The organism is Rhizobium sp. NZLR8 (assembly GCF_019685025.1).
Taxonomy (GTDB): Bacteria; Pseudomonadota; Alphaproteobacteria; order Rhizobiales; family Rhizobiaceae; genus Rhizobium.
On sequence record NZ_JABDVY010000004.1, the window covers coordinates 166,095 to 184,421 of the forward strand.

16 protein-coding genes are annotated in these 18,327 nt (G+C 60.4%); 10 read left to right on the top strand and 6 right to left on the bottom strand.

Annotation, left to right across the window (positions count from 1 at the left end; all coding sequences use genetic code 11):
• Nucleotides 1–384 precede the first annotated feature (384 nt).
• From HJB89_RS11285 to HJB89_RS11305, 5 genes are all read left to right on the top strand, one after another.
• Nucleotides 385–1,644, top strand: a complete 1,260-nt coding sequence (locus HJB89_RS11285; protein ID WP_221115819.1) for an ABC transporter substrate-binding protein — start codon at nucleotides 385–387, stop codon at nucleotides 1,642–1,644.
• Nucleotides 1,645–1,864: 220 nt separating this feature from the next.
• A complete protein-coding gene (locus tag HJB89_RS11290; RefSeq protein WP_207581174.1) occupies nucleotides 1,865–2,812 on the top strand; it encodes a carbohydrate ABC transporter permease in 948 nt (315 codons plus the stop codon).
• 9 nt (nucleotides 2,813–2,821) lie between these two features.
• A complete protein-coding gene (locus HJB89_RS11295) occupies nucleotides 2,822–3,661 on the top strand; it encodes a carbohydrate ABC transporter permease (protein ID WP_207581173.1) in 840 nt (279 codons plus the stop codon).
• Entirely contained in the window at nucleotides 3,658–4,722 is a 1,065-nt protein-coding gene (locus HJB89_RS11300) for a Gfo/Idh/MocA family protein (RefSeq protein ID WP_221115818.1), read from the top strand. The genes HJB89_RS11295 and HJB89_RS11300 overlap by 4 nt, the downstream gene beginning before the upstream one ends.
• 10 nt (nucleotides 4,723–4,732) lie before the next feature.
• Nucleotides 4,733–5,734: an ABC transporter ATP-binding protein gene (locus HJB89_RS11305; RefSeq protein ID WP_221115817.1), complete on the top strand. Its 1,002-nt coding sequence runs from the start codon at nucleotides 4,733–4,735 to the stop codon at nucleotides 5,732–5,734.
• Between the two features lie 69 nt (nucleotides 5,735–5,803).
• On the opposite strand, the gene HJB89_RS11310 is transcribed toward HJB89_RS11305, so the two are convergent.
• From HJB89_RS11310 to HJB89_RS11335, 6 genes are all read right to left on the bottom strand, one after another.
• A complete protein-coding gene (locus HJB89_RS11310; RefSeq protein ID WP_003541496.1) occupies nucleotides 5,804–6,109 on the bottom strand; it encodes an NIPSNAP family protein in 306 nt (101 codons plus the stop codon).
• Nucleotides 6,110–6,303: 194 nt separating this feature from the next.
• Entirely contained in the window at nucleotides 6,304–7,365 is a 1,062-nt protein-coding gene (locus HJB89_RS11315; protein ID WP_207581170.1) for an ABC transporter ATP-binding protein, read from the bottom strand.
• 12 nt (nucleotides 7,366–7,377) lie between these two features.
• The gene (locus tag HJB89_RS11320; protein WP_207581169.1) at nucleotides 7,378–8,166 is read right to left on the bottom strand and encodes an ABC transporter permease; all 789 of its coding nucleotides are present in this window, start codon (nucleotides 8,164–8,166) and stop codon (nucleotides 7,378–7,380) included.
• Nucleotides 8,163–9,056, bottom strand: coding sequence for an ABC transporter permease subunit (locus tag HJB89_RS11325; RefSeq protein WP_207581168.1), 894 nt, complete (start codon nucleotides 9,054–9,056; stop codon nucleotides 8,163–8,165). Before HJB89_RS11325 ends, HJB89_RS11320 begins: the two co-directional genes overlap by 4 nt.
• A 73-nt stretch (nucleotides 9,057–9,129) precedes the next feature.
• Nucleotides 9,130–10,233, bottom strand: coding sequence for an ABC transporter substrate-binding protein (locus tag HJB89_RS11330; protein WP_207581167.1), 1,104 nt, complete (start codon nucleotides 10,231–10,233; stop codon nucleotides 9,130–9,132).
• Nucleotides 10,234–10,424: 191 nt separating this feature from the next.
• Entirely contained in the window at nucleotides 10,425–11,297 is an 873-nt protein-coding gene (locus tag HJB89_RS11335) for a MurR/RpiR family transcriptional regulator (RefSeq protein WP_207581166.1), read from the bottom strand.
• Between the two features lie 178 nt (nucleotides 11,298–11,475).
• On the opposite strand from HJB89_RS11335, the gene HJB89_RS11340 reads away from it, so the two are divergent.
• The 5 genes from HJB89_RS11340 (at nucleotide 11,476) to HJB89_RS11360 (ending at nucleotide 18,282) form a co-directional block, all read left to right on the top strand.
• Nucleotides 11,476–12,246, top strand: coding sequence for an N-formylglutamate amidohydrolase (locus HJB89_RS11340; RefSeq protein WP_207584345.1), 771 nt, complete (start codon nucleotides 11,476–11,478; stop codon nucleotides 12,244–12,246).
• A 121-nt stretch (nucleotides 12,247–12,367) separates the two neighbouring features.
• Entirely contained in the window at nucleotides 12,368–13,924 is a 1,557-nt protein-coding gene (locus HJB89_RS11345) for an amino acid permease (RefSeq protein ID WP_207581165.1), read from the top strand.
• Nucleotides 13,925–14,173: 249 nt separating this feature from the next.
• Nucleotides 14,174–15,541: a glutamine synthetase family protein gene (locus HJB89_RS11350; RefSeq protein ID WP_207581164.1), complete on the top strand. Its 1,368-nt coding sequence runs from the start codon at nucleotides 14,174–14,176 to the stop codon at nucleotides 15,539–15,541.
• Between the two features lie 207 nt (nucleotides 15,542–15,748).
• The gene (locus tag HJB89_RS11355; protein WP_221149871.1) at nucleotides 15,749–17,134 is read left to right on the top strand and encodes an aldehyde dehydrogenase family protein; all 1,386 of its coding nucleotides are present in this window, start codon (nucleotides 15,749–15,751) and stop codon (nucleotides 17,132–17,134) included.
• Nucleotides 17,131–18,282, top strand: a complete 1,152-nt coding sequence (locus tag HJB89_RS11360) for an iron-containing alcohol dehydrogenase (RefSeq protein ID WP_221149873.1) — start codon at nucleotides 17,131–17,133, stop codon at nucleotides 18,280–18,282. The genes HJB89_RS11355 and HJB89_RS11360 overlap by 4 nt, the downstream gene beginning before the upstream one ends.
• The last annotated feature ends 45 nt before the right edge of the window (nucleotides 18,283–18,327 follow it).

An 18,327-nucleotide genomic window follows, 5' to 3' on the forward strand; every position in this document is an offset into this window, starting at 1 on the left:
AGCCGAAAAGTTAAATTCGGCTGGACAATTGGTATTTTTTTGGCCTTAATTCGTCAAAAGGGAACAGCACATCGAAGCCCACGAAAACCGGCAGCGAAACCAAGCCGGAACCGCTTCGAGGATGATCGAGAGAACAACCCGTCGGCCGACAGGCTGGTGGCGAAACTCAGACATCCATCGGCTTTCCCATCAATTTGCCGCGCCCGATGCAAGTCGCCGGGAGGCGGCCAGGCCGTAGGCAATCGCCTTCGCGGTCATCGAGCTTTCGGGGCCGGCAGTCGCTGGCGGTCCTCCAAGGGGCATTGGGTGTTTCCTCGGGCACATCAACTGCTTGTTTCAGATCGAAAACAGCGCCTTCCGGCGCTTAAAACACAGGAGAGGGAAATGAAAAACACTGCTCTGAAAAGCTTGCTGCTTGCCTCCAGCCTGCTGAGTTCAGCGGGCCTCGTCCATGCCGCCGACGTCACGCTGACGGTCGAAAGCTGGCGTAACGACGACCTGCAGATCTGGCAGGAGAAGATCATCCCGGCCTTCGAAGCGAAGAACCCGGGCATCAAGATCGTCTTCTCGCCGACCGCGCCGACCGAATACAATGCGTCGCTGAACGCCAAGCTCGATGCCGGCTCCGCAGGCGATATCATCACCTGCCGCCCGTTCGATGCCTCGCTTGAACTCTTCAACAAGAAGCAGCTCGCCGACATCACCAGCCTGCCGGGCATGGAAAACTTCTCGCCGGTCGCCAAGGCCGCCTGGAGCACCGACGACGGCAAGTCGACCTTCTGCGTGCCGATGGCTTCGGTCATCCACGGCTTCATCTACAACAAGGATGCCTTCGACAAGCTCGGCATCTCCGTGCCGAAGACGCAGGACGAGTTCTACGCGGCGCTCGACAAGATCAAGGCCGATGGCACCTACATTCCGCTTGCCATGGGCACGAAGGACCTCTGGGAAGCCGCCACCATGGGCTACCAGAATATCGGCCCGAACTACTGGAAGGGCGAGGACGGCCGCGCCGCCCTGATCTCCGGCAAGGAAAAGTTGACCGACGCCGACTGGGTCAAGCCCTATGAAGAGCTTGCCAAGTGGAAGCCTTATCTCGGCGACGGTTTCGAAGCGCAGACCTACTCCGACAGCCAGAACCTCTTCACGCTCGGCCGTGCGGCGATCTATCCGGCCGGTTCGTGGGAAATCTCGTTGTTCAACAGCCAGGCCCAGTTCAAGATGGGCGCCTTCCCGCCGCCGATTCCGAAGGCCGGCGACACGGGCTACATCTCCGACCACCCCGATATCGGCGTCGCGCTAAACGCGAAGAGCACCCATGCAGAGGAAGCCAAGAAGTTCTTGAGCTGGGTCGCTTCGCCTGAATTCGCCGATATCTATGCGAATTCGCTGCCGGGCTTCTTCAGCCTGAACTCCAACCCGGTGAAGATGTCCGATCCGCTTGCTCAGGAATTCGTTTCCTGGCGCGGCCCGTACAAGTCGACCGTGCGCTCGACCTACCAGATCCTGTCGCGCGGCAAGCCGAACCTCGAAAACGAGACCTGGGTTGAATCGGCCAATGTGATCAACGGCACTGATACGCCGCAGGTCGCTGCCGAGAAGCTCCAGAAGGGCCTCGACAGCTGGTACAAGCCGGCCAAGTGAATGGTGCGGAGGGGCGGCGTTTACCGCCCCTCCCATCCGGCCTGCCGGCCCCTTTCTCCACAGTTCAGGGGAGAAGGAGACTCGCAAGCGACCTTCCAGCCCGACTTGGCATCCAAGCGGGGCGCGTTCCCTCTCGCCCATAGGCGGAGAGGGTGGAGAAGGCGAAACGTTTTCCATCTGTGCTGCCTTTGCAGCCAGTCGACAAGAACAGGCAAAAGCCATGAGCGAAAACCACAACGCGGTCGATATCGTTCCGATCAAGCGCCCGGTGCGCTGGCATATTTTCGTCTTTATGCTGCCGGCGATCATCGTCTATTCCGCCATCATGGTCCTGCCGCTCATCGAAACGCTCCGGCTTTCACTCTACAATACGATCGACGGGCAGCCGGCCTTCGTCGGCCTTGCGAATTTCGAGGTTCTGTTCGGCGATCCGCGCTGGGCGCATGATTTCTGGAACGCGCTGGTCAACAACCTTGTCTTCTTCGTCATCCACATGTGTGTGCAGAACCCGATCGGCGTGGCGCTTGCCGCCCTGCTTTCGGTGCCGAAGCTACGCGGCGTCGCCTTTTACCGCACGGCGATATTCCTTCCGACGCTGCTCTCCTTCGTGATCGTCGGCTTCATCTGGAAGCTGATCCTTTCGCCGATCTGGGGCGTGGCGCCTTGGATGCTCGATCTTATCGGGCTGAAATTCCTGTTCGCGCCCTGGCTCGGAAAGCCCGGTTCGGCGCTGATTGCCGTGTCGCTTATCTCGAATTGGCAATATATCGGCATTCCAATGATGCTGATCTATGCGGCCTTGCTCAGCATCCCCGAAGAGGTGATAGAGGCGGCCGAATGCGACGGCATCACCGGCTGGGCGCAATTCTGGAAGATCAAGCTGCCGCTCATCCTGCCGGCGATCGGCATCATCTCGATCCTGACTTTCGTCGGCAATTTCAACGCTTTCGACCTGATCTACACCGTGCAGGGCGCTCTCGCCGGGCCTGACATGTCGACCGACATTCTCGGCACGCTGCTTTACCGCACCTTCTTCGGTTTCCAGCTTCAGCTCGGCGACCGCTCGATGGGCGCGACGATCGCCACGGTCATGTTCCTCATCATCCTCGCCGGCGTCTCGCTTTATCTTTTCGTTATCCAGCGGCGCATGCGTCGCTACCAATTCTGAGGAGCGGGCATGTCCAAGGCACGCACATCTCCCATTCGCACCGGCCTCATGCATCTGGCGCTTGGCGCCTATACGCTGGTCGCGCTGTTTCCTGTTTTCCTGACCATCGTCAACTCGTTCAAGGATCGCGCCTCGATCTTCCGCGAGCCGCTGATGGTGCCGACGCCGTCAACCTTCAGCCTCGTCGGCTATCAGACGGTGCTCGGCCAGGGCGATTTCGCCAATTATTTCCAGAACAGTTTCATCGTGACGATAGTCTCGATCCTGCTGGTGCTGCTCTTCGGTGCGATGGCGGCTTTCGCGCTCTCGGAATATCGCTTCCGCGGCAATATGCTGCTCGGTCTCTACATGGCGATCGGCATCATGATCCCGATCCGTCTCGGCACGGTGGCGATCCTGCAGGGCATGGTGGCGGCGGGTCTCGTCAATACGCTGACGGCGCTGATCCTCGTCTATACCGCGCAGGGCATTCCGCTGGCGATCTTCATTCTGTCGGAATTCATGCGCACGGTTTCGGACGATCTGAAGAATGCCGGGCGCATCGACGGGCTTTCCGAATATGCGATCTTCTTCCGGCTGGTGCTGCCACTGGTTCGCCCTGCGATGGCGACGGTCGCGGTCTTCACGATGATCCCCATCTGGAATGATCTCTGGTTCCCGCTGATTCTAGCGCCCTCCGAGGCCACTAAAACGGTCACGCTTGGCTCGCAGATCTTCATCGGCCAGTTCGTCACCAACTGGAATGCGGTGCTGGCCGCACTATCGCTGGCGATCCTGCCGATCCTCGTCCTTTACGTCATCTTCTCGCGGCAGCTGATCCGCGGCATCACGTCAGGAGCCGTCAAGTGAGCCAATCCGATAAACCGATCCGGGTCCTCGTTGCCGGCCTCGGCAATATGGGCCGCAGTCATGCGCTCGCCTATCACAACAATCCAGGCTTTGAGATCGTCGGTATGGTCAACCGCTCGACGCCGAAGTTGGAACCCGAGCTGCAGGCCTATACGATCCATCCCGATTTTACGACGGCGCTCGCCGAGCTGAAGCCGGACCTCTGCTCGATCAACACCTATTCCGACAGCCATGCCGATTATGCCGTCGCCGCCTTCGAGGCTGGCTGCGACGTCTTCGTCGAGAAGCCGCTGGCGACCACCGTCACCGATGCCGAGCGCGTCGTGGCGGCCGCCAGGAAGGCAGGCCGTAAGCTGGTGATCGGTTATATCCTTCGCCATCACCCTTCCTGGACGAGGCTGATCGAAGAAGCGCGCAAGCTCGGCCCGCCTTATGTCTTCCGCATGAACCTCAACCAGCAGTCCAGCGGCCCGACCTGGGCGACCCACAAGTCGCTGATGCGCACGACCTCGCCGATCGTTGATTGCGGCGTGCATTATGTCGACGTGATGTGCCAGATCACTGATGCCATGGCCGTCGAAGTGCGCGGTATGGGGCTGCGGCTATCCGAGGAAATCGCCGCCGATATGTATAATTACGGTCAGCTGCAGGTGCTGTTCGAGGACGGTTCGGTCGGCTGGTACGAGGCAGGCTGGGGCCCGATGATCTCGGAGACCGCCTTCTTCGTGAAGGATGTGATGTCGCCGAAGGGCGCAGTGTCGATCGTCATGGATCCGAACGCCAAGTCCGACGATATCGACACCCATACTAAGACCTCGGTGATCCGTCTGCATACCGCCGAAACCGGCCCGGACGGCAAATTCATCCGGCCCGACCAGGACATGAGGATGACGGGCGAGCCCGGTCATCAGGCGCTCTGCGACCTGGAACAGGCCTTCGTGCTGAGGGCGATCCGTGAGGATCTGAACCTCGATCGCCATATGGCGGATGCGGTGGCGTCGCTGCGCATCTGCCTTGCCGCCGACGAGAGCGTGCGTACCGGCCAGCCGGTCAGATTGTAAGGGAAAATCAGTGGGATCGCTTCAACTCAAATCCATCCGCAAGACCTATGGCACGCATGAGGTGCTGAAAGGCATCGACCTCGAGGTCAAGGACGGCGAATTCGTCATCTTCGTCGGGCCGTCGGGCTGCGGGAAATCGACGCTGTTGCGTAGCATCGCTGGCCTCGAAGACGTCACCTCGGGCGCTGTCGTCATCAACGGCCGAGATGAGACGCTGACGCCGCCGGCCAAGCGCGGCATCGCCATGGTATTCCAATCCTATGCGCTCTATCCACATCTGACGGTCAAGGACAATATGGGGCTCGGCCTCAAACAGGCCGGCACCGCCAAGGACGAGATCGAAAGGCGCGTCGGCAAGGCGTCGGGCATGTTGTCGCTGGAGCCCTATCTGGCGCGCCGGCCGGCGGAGCTTTCCGGCGGCCAGCGCCAGCGCGTCGCGATCGGCCGCGCCATCGTGCGCGAACCGGAACTTTTCCTGTTCGACGAGCCGCTATCGAACCTCGATGCGGCGCTACGCGTCCAGACCCGGCTCGAAATCGCCCGGCTGCACCGCAGCCTGAAGGCGACGATGATCTACGTCACCCACGATCAGGTCGAGGCGATGACGCTTGCCGACAAGATCGTCGTCTTGAACGCGGGCGCGATCGAGCAGATCGGTTCGCCGATGGAACTCTACAAACGACCGGCCAATGTTTTCGTCGCCGGCTTCATCGGCTCGCCGCAGATGAATTTTATTGCGGCGGAGAAGGTTGGCGATCACAGCGCCAAGACGATCGGCGTGCGTCCCGAACACATGACGCTGTCGCGCGAGCAGGGGACTTGGGCTGCGAAGGTCGTGCATGTCGAGCATCTCGGCGCCGACACGATCATCTATCTGGAATCCGACCAGTGCGGCCTGCTGACGGCCCGTCTCTTCGGCGAGCACCAGTACGAGCCGGACGAGATCGTCTATGCGACGCCGGACCAGGCGCATGTGCACCGCTTCGATGTGGACGACCAGGCGATCCGCTGAGCGCATGACAGAATGAAAGCCCTGCCAGCGTGCGGGCTTTTCATTTCCAGTGGCCGTGTGCCGGTTCGGTCAGCCGAGCAGGGGCCGCATGAAGCTACGTTCATAGCTGACGATACTGCGGTTGCGTTTGTCGAGCTCGAAAGCGGCCTGACATTCTGGATCGCTTGCCATGCGCGTACGGTAGTCCTCGTAGGCGGCCAGGCTCGGGAAGGAAAACAATGCAACGGCAATGTTGTTGGCGCCTTCGGATGGCAGGAAATAACCGTGATGGGTGCCGCCCATCCTGTTGACGATCGGAATCCAGAGCCGGGCATATTCCTCGAATTCGGCAAGCTTGTACGGATCGATCACATAACGCAGGTGGCAGGTAATCATTGACATATCCCATCGCGTAAAATGCAGTGCGGAGTGCCGCGCGGTTCATTTGATTTGCTCAACTTCTGGCAGCGAGCTTAAAGAGTTCAAGTGCTTTGTGGTGATGGCTGCATCACGTTTGTTGACAATTCGGCAGGACTGAAATGAAAAAGGCGCCGTTTCGCGGCGCCTTTTGCTTGAGCTGTTTGGCGAACTCAGTCGCGGATGATCAGCAGGTCGGCTGCCATGAAGCGCAGTGTCACGGTTTCGCCGGCCTGCGGCGGGGTGGTGCCCGGGCTGTTGAACATGTCGAAGGAGATGACGTTGCCGCCGACATTCATGCGGGTGCGGATGACCGACCCCAGGAAGTGGGCCGAGACGACGTGACCGGTCAGCGCAGTATCGCTTCTGACGCTGTCGGAGAGCGAGCCGGCCTCCGGGCGCAGCGCCAGCGAGATGGTTTCGCCGGCCTTGTGGGCTGCGACCGACTGTTTCAGCGTGATGTTCTGATCACCGATCTGGATGCGGTTGGCATCGGGGTCGACGACCTTGGCCTCGATGAGGTTCAGCGTGCCGACGAAAGAGGCGACGAAGCGCGTTGCCGGCGCATTGTAGATCTCGAACGGCGAACCGATCTGGTCGGCTTTGCCGGCATTCATGACGACGATGCGGTCGGAGATCGACAGGGCCTCTTCCTGGTCATGGGTAACGAAAACAGTGGTGATGCCGAGCTGCTGCTGGATCTGGCGGATTTCCTCGCGCAGCGACACGCGGATCTTGGCGTCGAGTGCGGAGAGCGGCTCGTCGAGCAACAGTACCTGTGGCTTGACGGCAAGCGCGCGGGCAAGGGCGACACGCTGCTGCTGGCCGCCCGACAGCTGATAGGGAAAGCGGTCGGCCAGGTGATCGAGCTTAATCAGGCCGAGCATTTCCTTGACGCGGGCATCGATCTCAGGCTTCGGGGCGCCGGCGACCTTGAGGCCGAAGGCGACATTGTCGTGCACCGTCATGTTGGGAAAAAGCGCGTAGGCCTGGAACACCATGCCGATATTACGCTGGTTCGGCTTCAGCGCGCTCTGATCCTTGCCGTTGATGGTCAGCGTACCGCCGGTCGGCGTTTCGAAGCCGGCGATCATGCGCAGGACGGTCGTCTTGCCACAGCCGGACGGTCCGAGGAAGGAGACGAATTCACCTTTCTCGATGTTCATGTTGAAGTTTTTGACGACCTGAACCGGGCCGAAGGATTTTTGAATGTTGGTCAGCGTGAGAAAAGACATGAGCCAATTACCTTAAGCCTTTGCCGGGCGGGCTTTGCCGAAGCGGGAAACGAGGTTGAGCAGGCCCATGCTGAGCCAGGTGATCGAGAAGGCGATGACGGCGAGCGCCGAAGGCTCATAGGCCTTGTTGGCGCCGACGAGCTGCAGGTAGGGGCCGAAGGCCGGACGGTTGAGCAAGGCAGCGAATGTGAACTCGCCCATGACGATCGCAAGCGTGATGAAGGCGCCAGACAGCACGCCGCTCATGACGTTCGGGAAAATGCACTTGAACATGATGGTCGTCCAGCGGGCGCCGAGGCTCTCAGCGGCTTCCGTGAGGGTGCGGACGTCGATGGCGCGCATGGCGGTATCGACGGCGCGGTACATGTAGGGCAGCGACAGTGTGATGTAGGAGAAGACCAGCAGGATGTTGGTGCCGGTCGTCGAACCCGTCAGCGGTAGGTAGGACGATGAGTTGTACATCCTGAGGTAACCGAAGACGATGACGATCGCCGGAATGACCAGCGGCAGCAGCGTGATGAATTCGACGACCGGGCGCATCTGCGGCAGGCGCAGCCGCACCCAATAGGCCGTTGGAACGACGAGCAGCATGCCGAAGACGATGGTCAAAAGTGCCATCATCATGGAATAGCCGAAGGTCTCGCGGAACTGGGCGTCCGAGAAGACCGACTGATAGGCGTCGAGGCTGTATTCGCCGCGGCGCATGCGCAGCGAAAACTCAATGGTGCCGATCAACGGAATGATGAAATAGGACGCGCCCAAAATAATGGCGATCCAGGCTCCGAGACGTTGCGCTTTCATTTCTGCCACCGTTCGGCGCGCATGCGCAGCATGAGGTACAGGACGTTGGAGACGCCGGTGATGACGATCATTCCGAGGGCGATGGCGTAGCCGAGGTTGGCATTGTGCAGAACGTCGCCGCGGATCTGTGCATAAAGAAGGATCGGTACGATGTTCAGCGAGCTGCCGGTCAGCGCGAAAGCGGTGGCAATGGCGCCGAAGGCGTTGGCGAAGAGCAGCAGCGTCGTGCCAAGCAGGCTTGGCCAGAGGATCGGGAGCGCCACCATCGTCCAGTACTGGCGGTTGGTGGCGCCGAGGATTTGCGAGGCTTCGCGCCATTCCTTCTTCATACCGTCGAGGGCAGGCGTCAGGATCAGCACCATCAGCGGGATCTGGAAATACATATAGGTGATAGTGAGGCCGACGAAGGACAGCAGGTTGAAGCCGGTGCCGTACAGATTGAAGCCAAACCATTCCCGCAGGAAGATCGTTACAAGGCCGGTGCGGCCGAGCGTTGCCAGAAAGGCGAAGGCAAGCGGCACGCCGGCGAAATTCGAGGCGACGCCGGAGAAGGTCAAAAGGGTCGAGCGGACGGAGGCGGGCAGGCCACCAAGCACGACGGCCCAGGCGAGGAAAAAGCCGATCAACGCACCGCCGAGAGCCGACGCCACCGAGACACGGATACTGATCCAGTAAGCGCTCATGATCGAGGGGGTAAAGAGATCGCCGATATTCTTCAGCGTGAGGTTGCCCTCAGGGGTCAGGAACGCGCCCGCCACAAGATAAAGCGTGGGGATGATCAGGAACAGCAGGGAGAAGATAATGAAGGGTGCAATGCCCAGCCAGTCGATCACGCGATCTCTGTTGATCAAGGGGGCACTGCTCACCATAGGCGTTGAAACCGTGCTCATGGAAAAAGCTCATCCTGGGGCGTCGGAGTGAGAAAACCTCCCCGCCTATGCGGCGGGGAGGCAGGATCAGAGGTTACTTGACGCTGGCGCCGACCACGGAATCCCAGTTCTTGGTGATGGTTTCCTTGCCGGCGGCCTGCTCTTCGAGCGTCGGGAAGACGGCCTTTTCGTAGGCTGCTGCCGGCGGCAGCTTGTCGAGCAGGTCCTTCGGGATCTTGTTGTTCTTTGCAAGATCGTTGAAGCGGATCGGGTGGCAATAGCCCTTCAGCCAGCCGAGCTGACCCTCGTCGGAATAAAGGTATTCCATCCAGAGCTTGGCAGCGTTCGGATGCGGAGCGAAGGCAGAAATCGCCTGGACGTAGACACCGGCAACGACGCCCGTTTTCGGAACGACAACCTCGAACGGAGGGTTGCCCTTGAGGCTCTGGCCCCAGGAGAGCGCGTTGTAGTCCCAAGCGACGATGATCGGCGTTGAGCCCTGTGCGAACGGAGCCGCCTTGCCGACAACAGGCACGAAATTGCCGTTCTTGTTCAGTTCGGCGAAGAATTTCAGGCCTTCTTCGCCCGCCTTGGCCGCGTCACCGCCGGATGCGGAAAGACCAGAGGCATAGACGCCCTGGACAGCCTGGTTGGCGCTGCGCGGATCGCCGGCCAGCGCGACGCTGTTTGCGTAATCGCTCTTTTTCAAGTCGGTCCAGTCGGCCGGCGATTCCTTGACGAGATCCTTGTTCACGAGGAACGAGAGAACGCCATAATAGTCGCCGTACCAGTAGCCTTCGGCATCCTTGGCCGAGTCCGGGATCGAATCCCAGGTGGAAACCTTATAAGGCTGAATCAGGCCGTCTTTCTTGGCAGACGGACCGAAGGAGAGACCGACGTCGATGACGTCAGGAGCCTGCGGGCCGGTGTTGCCCTTGTTCGCCTTGATGGCTTCGACTTCGTCGCCCGACCCTGCGTCCGGGTTCAGTTCGTTGACCTCGAGGCCATACTTGGCCTTGAAGCCGGCAATGACGTCGCCGTAGCCGCACCAGTCGTGCGGAAGAGCAATCGTCGTCAGAGTGCCTTCCTTCTTGGCGGCGGCGATCAATTCAGCGCTCGGCTCGGCGGCGGCAATCGCGGTAGAAGCCACGATCATCGCAGTAGAGAGCGACAGAAGTCGAGAAATGTTAGAGATCACTGTTGTTCTCCTTCGGGTTTTCAGTGTCTGGCGATGCTGTTAATGAGCTTACATGAAGCTTGTGTGACGGCTGGATGACGTTAATTTTCTATGGATAGCAGGCGTTTGCGACACGTGTTTTATTTGCGACGGCACTGCTTTGTTTCCGCGAAAATCCGTCCTTGTTTTTTCTCTGTTTTAGTCTTGTCCTCCTAACCCGGTTTGCGGAAAAGCTTGGTTTGCTCGAACAAGCCCTCAAGCGTCTTCATGCGCTCCTTCGTCTCGTCCCAGGTCGAATTCTGAACGGCCTCGATCAATGCTTCGACGATGAACAGGGTGACGACGGAGGAATCCCAGGCCGACGGCGCCTCGATCCGGACGCGGAAGGCATGCCGGGCCAGCTTGGCGGCCGGCGAGCCCCACTGGTCGGTGAAGACAACGATTTCGGCGCCGCGTTTGCGGGCGGCGGTGGCGAGGCTCACCATCTCCTGCTCATAGCGGCGGATGTCGAAGATGATCAGGATGTCGCCGGCGTTCATGTTGAGGACATATTGCGGCCAGCTGCTGGAATTCGACGACAGCAGCGTCGTTGCAGGACGGATCACCTGCATGTGGGTGAAGAAATACTCGGCAAGCGCGCCGGTGATGCGGCCGCCGACGAAATAAAGGCCGCGCTTGCGGTCGGAGAGTAGCGAAGCGACACTGTCGAAGGTCGCGGTATCGAGATCACTCAGCGTTTGGCGCAGATTGCCCATGATGGCATCGGCGAAACGATTGAGGATATGAGTGCCCGGCGCATTTTGAGCCCAGCGATCATGCTTGGTGATCGGGTTGGAGATCGTCGCCTCGAGCTCCAGATGCAGATGCGCCTGAAAGTCCGGATAGCCTTTGAAGCCGAGCTTTTGAACCATGCGCACGACGGTCGGCGTCGAAACGCCGGCATTCTCGGCGATCGTGGTGATGCTGCCGAGACCGGACACCGGATAATTGTCGAGAAGGCTTTCGGCCAGTTGCTTTTCGGCACGCGTCAACACCCCGAAATGCGAGTGTATGACGTCCGAAACCGTCTTCGACGCAACTGTCACGTGACTATGCTCCCCGGGATGGTCTGGCGCCACTTTCCCACTCAAATTAAGAACGCTGTCATAATCCATGTCAACCACTGTCGTGAAAAGAAATTTTCAGTCGACGCTTGACAGTGATCGAAACCTGAAGAATTCTTTTCTTCATAAGGAATTTGTTAAGGGATAAGGAGTGGCGCCTTTGGTGCTGGCCGGGCCGAAAATCCTCAGCGAAGCGGATGGCGACTGTGTCGGGATCGAGCGCGTCCGTGGCCAGAGCCCGGTGCTGCTAATCTGCGAGCATGCCTCGAATGCGCTTCCGGCGCATTTTGGCGATCTTGGCCTGCCCAGCGAAGCACTCGCGAGCCATATTGCCTGGGACCCGGGCGCCCTTGCGGTTGCCCGCGGCATATCGGAAGGGCTCGACGCGACGCTCGTTCACCAGCGGTTCTCCAGGCTTATCTACGACTGCAACCGGCCGCCCAGTTCACCTGGCGCCATGCCGGAGACGAGCGAGATTTACGCCATTCCCGGCAACAAGGAATTGACCGCCGAAGAACGCCTTGCGCGCACCGACGCGCTCTACGTGCCTTTCCACGACGCGATTCGTGGGCTGATCCGCGATCGCCGGGCGAGGGGACAAGACAGCATCATCGTGACGATCCACAGTTTCACGCCGGTCTATCACGGCCGCGAGCGACCGGTGGAACTCGGCATATTGCACGATGAGGACAGCCGGTTCGCCGACCTTATGCTGAAGGCAGCGGCCGAGGCGCCGCTTTACAGGACAGAACGCAACCAGCCTTACGGGCCCGAGGACGGCGTGACCCACACGCTGATCCTGCACGGGCTTTCGAACGGCTTGCGCAATGTGATGATCGAGGTCCGCAACGACCTCATCGCAGACGATGTCGGCCAAGGGGTCATGGCCGACTATCTAACAGGGCTGCTCCAGCAAAGCCTGGACGCCTGACATAAAAAGAAGACCCGAGGGAGCAGTCTAACTGCGGACGTCCGTACGGCGAGAAGGCCGCGGACAATTTGGCACTGAACCGGCCCGCAATCCCGCGGCCGATCGTGAACAGGGGGAAGTCATGTCGGATTATTCCGAACTGGACAAGAAACAGGATGTGCACATCCTGCATTCCATGGGTTATGCCCAGGAACTCGAACGGCGAATGAGTTCATTCTCGAATTTTGCAGTCTCATTCTCCATTATCTGCATCCTCTCCGGCGGCATCAATTCGCTGGCGCAGGCGACCTCCGGTGCCGGCGGAGCGGCGATCGGCATCGGCTGGCCGCTCGGCTGCTTCGTCTCGCTCGTCTTCGCCATCGCCATGGCGCAAATCAGCTCGGCCTATCCGACAGCCGGCGGGCTCTATCACTGGGGCTCGATCCTCGGCAATCGTTTCACCGGCTGGCTGACTGCCTGGTTCAACCTGCTCGGTCTCGTCACCGTGCTCGGCGCTATCAATGTCGGCACCTACTATTTCTTCATGGGTTCGTTCGGCACCACCTATCTCGGGCTGACGGACACGACGACGGTGCGCATCATCTTCCTCGTGATCATCACCGGCGCGCAGGCGCTCGTGAACCACATGGGCATCGGATTGACTGCGAAGCTGACCGACTTTTCCGGTTATCTGATCTTCGCGAGCTCGATCGCGCTCGCGGTTGTCTGCCTCGCCGCCGCCCCCTCCTATGAGGTCGGACGCCTCTTCACCTTCGCCAACTATTCCGGTGAAGCCGGCGGCAACGTTTGGCCGGCCACGTCAGGAACATGGGTCTTCCTTCTCGGCCTGCTGCTGCCGATCTACACCATCACCGGTTATGACGCTTCGGCTCACACTTCGGAAGAGACGGTCAAGGCTGCCGAATCGGTTCCGCGCGGCATGGTCGCCTCGGTGCTTTGGTCGGCGCTTTTTGGCTACATCATGCTGTGTGCCTTCGTCCTGATGCTGCCGAACATGGACGATGCGGCAAAACAGGGCTGGAATGTGTTCTTCTGGGCGATGGACAGCCAAGTGAATCCCATCGTCAAGGATATTCTCTATTTCGCCATCCTGGTGAGCCAGTGGCTGTGCGGTCTTGCGACGGTCACCTCGGTCTCGCGCATGATCTTCGCCTTCTCGCGTGACGGCGGTCTGCCGGCATCGAAGGCGCTGTCGAAGGTCAGCCCGCAGTACCGCACGCCGGTGGCTGCGATCTGGACCGGCTCGATCCTGTCTGTTCTCTTCGTCTGGGGTTCTTCGCTCGTTTCGATCGGCGACACGCCGGTCTATACAATCGTCGTCGCGTGCACGGTCATCTTCCTGTTCTTCTCCTTCGCGATCCCGATCACCCTCGGCCTGTTCGCTTGGGGCACGTCGAAGTGGGACAAGATGGGCCCGTGGAACCTCGGTGAGGGCGTCTTCAAGCTCTTTGCCGTACTGACTGTCATCGCGATGATCCTGATCTTCGTTCTCGGCATCCAGCCGCCGAACGAATGGGCGCTTTACATCACTGTTGGCTTCCTCCTCGTTACTGCGATCGTCTGGTTCGGCTTCGAAAGCCGGCGCTTCAAGGGGCCGCCGATCGGCGCCGAAGTGGCAAAGCGCCAGGCCGAGATCGCGGCGGCCGAAGCAGCCGTCGGCGAAAGCGGCGAACACTAAAGCGCGGGGCGATCTTTCAGATCGCTCCTCGCACTCTAGGTCTTTGTTTTTCCGCATGTCGTTAGCGCAAAACCGCGGCACACTTTTACGCGACATGCTTTAGGCATCGAGGCTTCCCTCTCAAATGGCGGGGCCGCATCCTGCGGCCCCATCACCGGTTCAACGAAAAGGCATCAGGTCCACATCCGGCCGTGCGCATGCGATTTCGTTGCCCCGATCTTCTCAATTCCAATGTCAGGCGGATCAATCATGAGCAGCAGCTACACAATCGACGATCTCAGGAAGGATGTTGCCGAAGGGCGCATCGATACGGTTCTGGCTTGCCAGGTGGATATGCAGGGCCGGCTGATGGGCAAGCGCTTCCAGGCGGAATTTTTCCTCGAGAGCGCCTGGAAGGAGACGCATAGCTGCAACTACCTGATCGCCACCGACATGGAGATGGAGACCGTCTCCGGCTACAAGGCGACAAGCTGGGAAAAGGGCTACGGCGACTATACGATGAAGCCGGATTTGGCGACGCTGCGCCGTATCCCCTGGCTCGACGGCACGGCGCTGGTGCTCTGCGACATGCTCGACCATCATACCCATGAAGAGGTCGCCCATTCGCCGCGCGCGATCCTGAAGAAGCAGGTGAAGCGCCTTGAGGATATGGGCATGAAGGCCTACATGGCCTCCGAGCTCGAATTCTTCCTGTTCGACCAGAGCTACGAGACGGCGCAGGCGTCCGGCTACCGCAACCTCAAGCTCGCCAGCGCCTATAACGAGGATTACCACATCTTCCAGACCACCAAGGAGGAAGAGGTGATGCGGGCGATCCGCACCGGGCTGCAAGGCGCCGGCATTCCGGTCGAGAATTCCAAGGGCGAGGCTTCCGCCGGCCAGGAGGAAATCAACGTGCGTTACGCCGATGCGCTGGCGATGGCCGACCGGCACGCGATCATCAAGAACGGCTGCAAGGAGATCGCCTGGTCAAAAGGCAAGGCAATCACCTTCCTGGCCAAGTGGAATTACAACGCCGCCGGGAGTTCCTCGCATATCCATCAGTCGCTCTGGAGCCTGGAGGAGAAGCCGCTGTTCTTCGACCATACCGGCAAATACGGCATGTCGCCGCTGATGCACAACTACGTGGCCGGGCTTCTCGCCCATGCAAGCGAGATCACCTATTTCCTGGCGCCCTACATCAACTCCTACAAGCGCTTCATGGCCGGCACCTTTGCGCCGACCAAGGCGATCTGGAGCAAGGACAATCGCACCGCCGGCTACCGGCTCTGCGGCGAGGAGACCAAGGGAATCCGTATCGAGTGCCGCGTCGGCGGCTCAGATCTCAATCCCTATCTCGCCTTCGCCGCACTGCTTGCCGCCGGCATCGACGGGATCGAGAACAAGCTCGAACTCGAAGCCCCCTTTGTCGGCGACGCCTATGGCGGCAAGGGCGTTCGCGAAATCCCGCGCACGCTGCGTGCCGCTACGATCGAAATGACGGAATCGGCAATGCTGCGCAAAGCCTTCGGCGACGACGTGATCGACCATTATACCCGTGCCGCCGAATGGGAGCAGGAAGAATATGACCGCCGCATCACCGACTGGGAAGTGGCGCGCGGTTTCGAAAGAGCCTAATAGGCATTTACGGATTGCTTGTCCTGCACCCCAACCCTCTTCCCGTTCTGACGGGGAGAGGGGACGTACCATGCGAGGGGTGGGCTGGGGACGGAGAGGCATCGGCATGCCCCCTTCGCCAAGCGAGCGGAGAGACGGTGCCGGCAGGCGGATGAGGGGCTATGGCCCTCGACGAAATTTTTGATCATACGAGGACGGAAATCGATCATGGCAATGATCCAATGTATTTCACCGGTTGACGGGTCGGTCTACGCCGAGCGCGCCGCACTTTCTCTCGATGCCGCCAAGGACGTGGTGGCGCGGGGCCGCAAGGCGCAGAAGGCTTGGGCGAAACGGCCGCTCGAAGAGCGCGTGCAGCTGGTGCTGAAGGGTGCGGCGCGGCTGAACGAGATGTCAGATGTCGTCGTGCCGGAGCTTGCCTGGCAGATGGGCCGGCCGGTCAAGTATGGCGGCGAATATAAGGGCTTCAACGAGCGCTCGAATTATGTCGCTTCGATTGCGGCGGATGCATTGGCGCCTGTTGTCGTCGAGGAGAGCGAGCGTTTCGAGCGCCGCATCGAACGCGAAGCGCATGGTGTCGTCTTCGTCGTGGCGCCGTGGAACTATCCCTATATGACGGCGATCAACACGATCGCACCGGCGCTGATGGCCGGCAATACGGTGGTGCTGAAACATGCCTCGCAGACGCTGCTGGTCGGCGAGCGGCTGGTTCAGGCCTTCGTCGAGGCCGGCGTTCCCGATGACGTGTTCCAGAACGTCTTCCTCGACCATCAGACGACGTCGGCGCTGATTGCCGCCGGCAGCTTCAATTTTGTCAATTTCACCGGATCGGTCGAAGGCGGACGCTCGATGGAGCGGGCAGCCGCCGGCACCTTCACCGGCCTCGGCCTCGAACTCGGCGGCAAGGATCCGGGTTACGTGATGGAGGACGCCGATCTTGAGGCTGCCGTCGATACGCTAATGGACGGCGCGACCTATAATTCCGGCCAATGCTGTTGCGGCATCGAGCGCATCTATGTGCATGAATCGCTCTATGACGCCTTCGTCGAGAAGTCGGTCGCCTGGGTGTCGAATTACAAGCTCGGCAATCCGCTCGATCCCGATACCTCGCTCGGGCCGATGGCGCATAAGCGCTTCGCCAAAGTGGTGCGCGAACAGATCGCCGAAGCGGTTTCCAAGGGTGCCAAGGCGCTTGTCGACCCTAAGCTTTTTCCGCAGGATGACGGTGGCGCTTATCTGGCACCGCAGGTTCTCGTCGATGTCGACCATTCCATGGCCTTCATGCGCGAGGAGACCTTCGGTCCGGCGGTCGGCATCATGAAGGTGAAGAGCGACGAGGAGGCACTCGCTTTGATGAACGACAGCCAGTACGGACTGACGGCCTCGCTCTGGACCGGCGATGTCGAGCGGGCAGCGCGGCTCGGCCGCGAGATCGAAACCGGCACCGTTTTCATGAACCGTGCGGACTATCTCGATCCGGCGCTCTGCTGGACCGGCGTCAAGGAGACCGGCCGCGGCGGCTCGCTGTCGATCATCGGCTTCCAAAATCTCACGCGTCCGAAATCCTTCCATCTGAAGAAAGTCACAGCATGAGCAGCAACATCACCGCAAACTGGAGCTACCCGACATCGGTCAAGCTCGGCCGGGGCCGCATCAAGGAACTGGCCGACGCCTGCAAGAGCCTCGGCATCAAAAAGCCGCTGCTCGTCACCGACCGCGGCCTCGCCTCGATGGCGATCACCAAGACTGCGCTCGATATTCTCGAGGATGCCGGCCTCGGCCGGGCGATCTTTGCCGATGTCGACCCGAACCCGAACGAGAAGAACCTCGATGCCGGCGTCAGGGCTTTCAAGGATGGCGGCCATGACGGCGTCGTCGCCTTCGGCGGCGGCTCCGGCCTCGACCTTGGCAAGTGCGTCGCCTTCATGGCCGGCCAGACGCGGCCAGTCTGGGACTTCGAAGATATCGGCGACTGGTGGACGCGCGCGAGCCTCGAGGGCATCGCCCCGATCGTCGCCGTGCCGACAACGGCCGGTACCGGTTCGGAGGTGGGGCGCGCCAGCGTCATCACCAATTCGCAAACGCATGTGAAGAAGATCATCTTCCATCCGAAGTTCCTGCCTGGCGTCGTCATCTCCGATCCGGAACTGACGGTCGGCATGCCGAAGATCATCACCGCCGGCACCGGCATGGATGCCTTCGCTCATTGCCTGGAGGCCTATTCCTCGCCCTTCTATCACCCGATGTCAGCCGGTATCGCGCTTGAAGGCATGCGGCTTGTCAAGGAATTCCTTCCGCGCGCCTATAGAGAGGGCACCGATCTCGAAGCCCGCGCCAACATGATGGCCGCCGCCGCCATGGGCGCGGTCGCCTTCCAGAAGGGGCTCGGCGCCATCCATGCGCTGTCGCACCCGATCGGCGCCGTCTACAACACCCATCACGGCATGACCAATGCCGTCGTGATGCCGGCGGTGCTGCGCTTCAATCGCAAGGCGATCGAGGAGAAGATCGGCCGTGCCGCAGCCTATCTCGGTATCTCGGGCGGTTTCGACGGCTTCTACGATTATGTGCTGAAACTCCGCTCCGAGCTCGGCGTGCCGGAGACGCTGTCGGCGATGGGAATCGCTGCTGACCGGGTCGACGAATTGTCGGCGATGGCGATCGAAGATCCAAGTGCCGGCGGCAACCCGATTGCACTAACGCTCGAAAATACCAAGGCGCTTTTCAGGGATTGCTTCTGACCATAACAGCGGACCTTCAGACTGGCCCGGAAGCTATTGGCATCC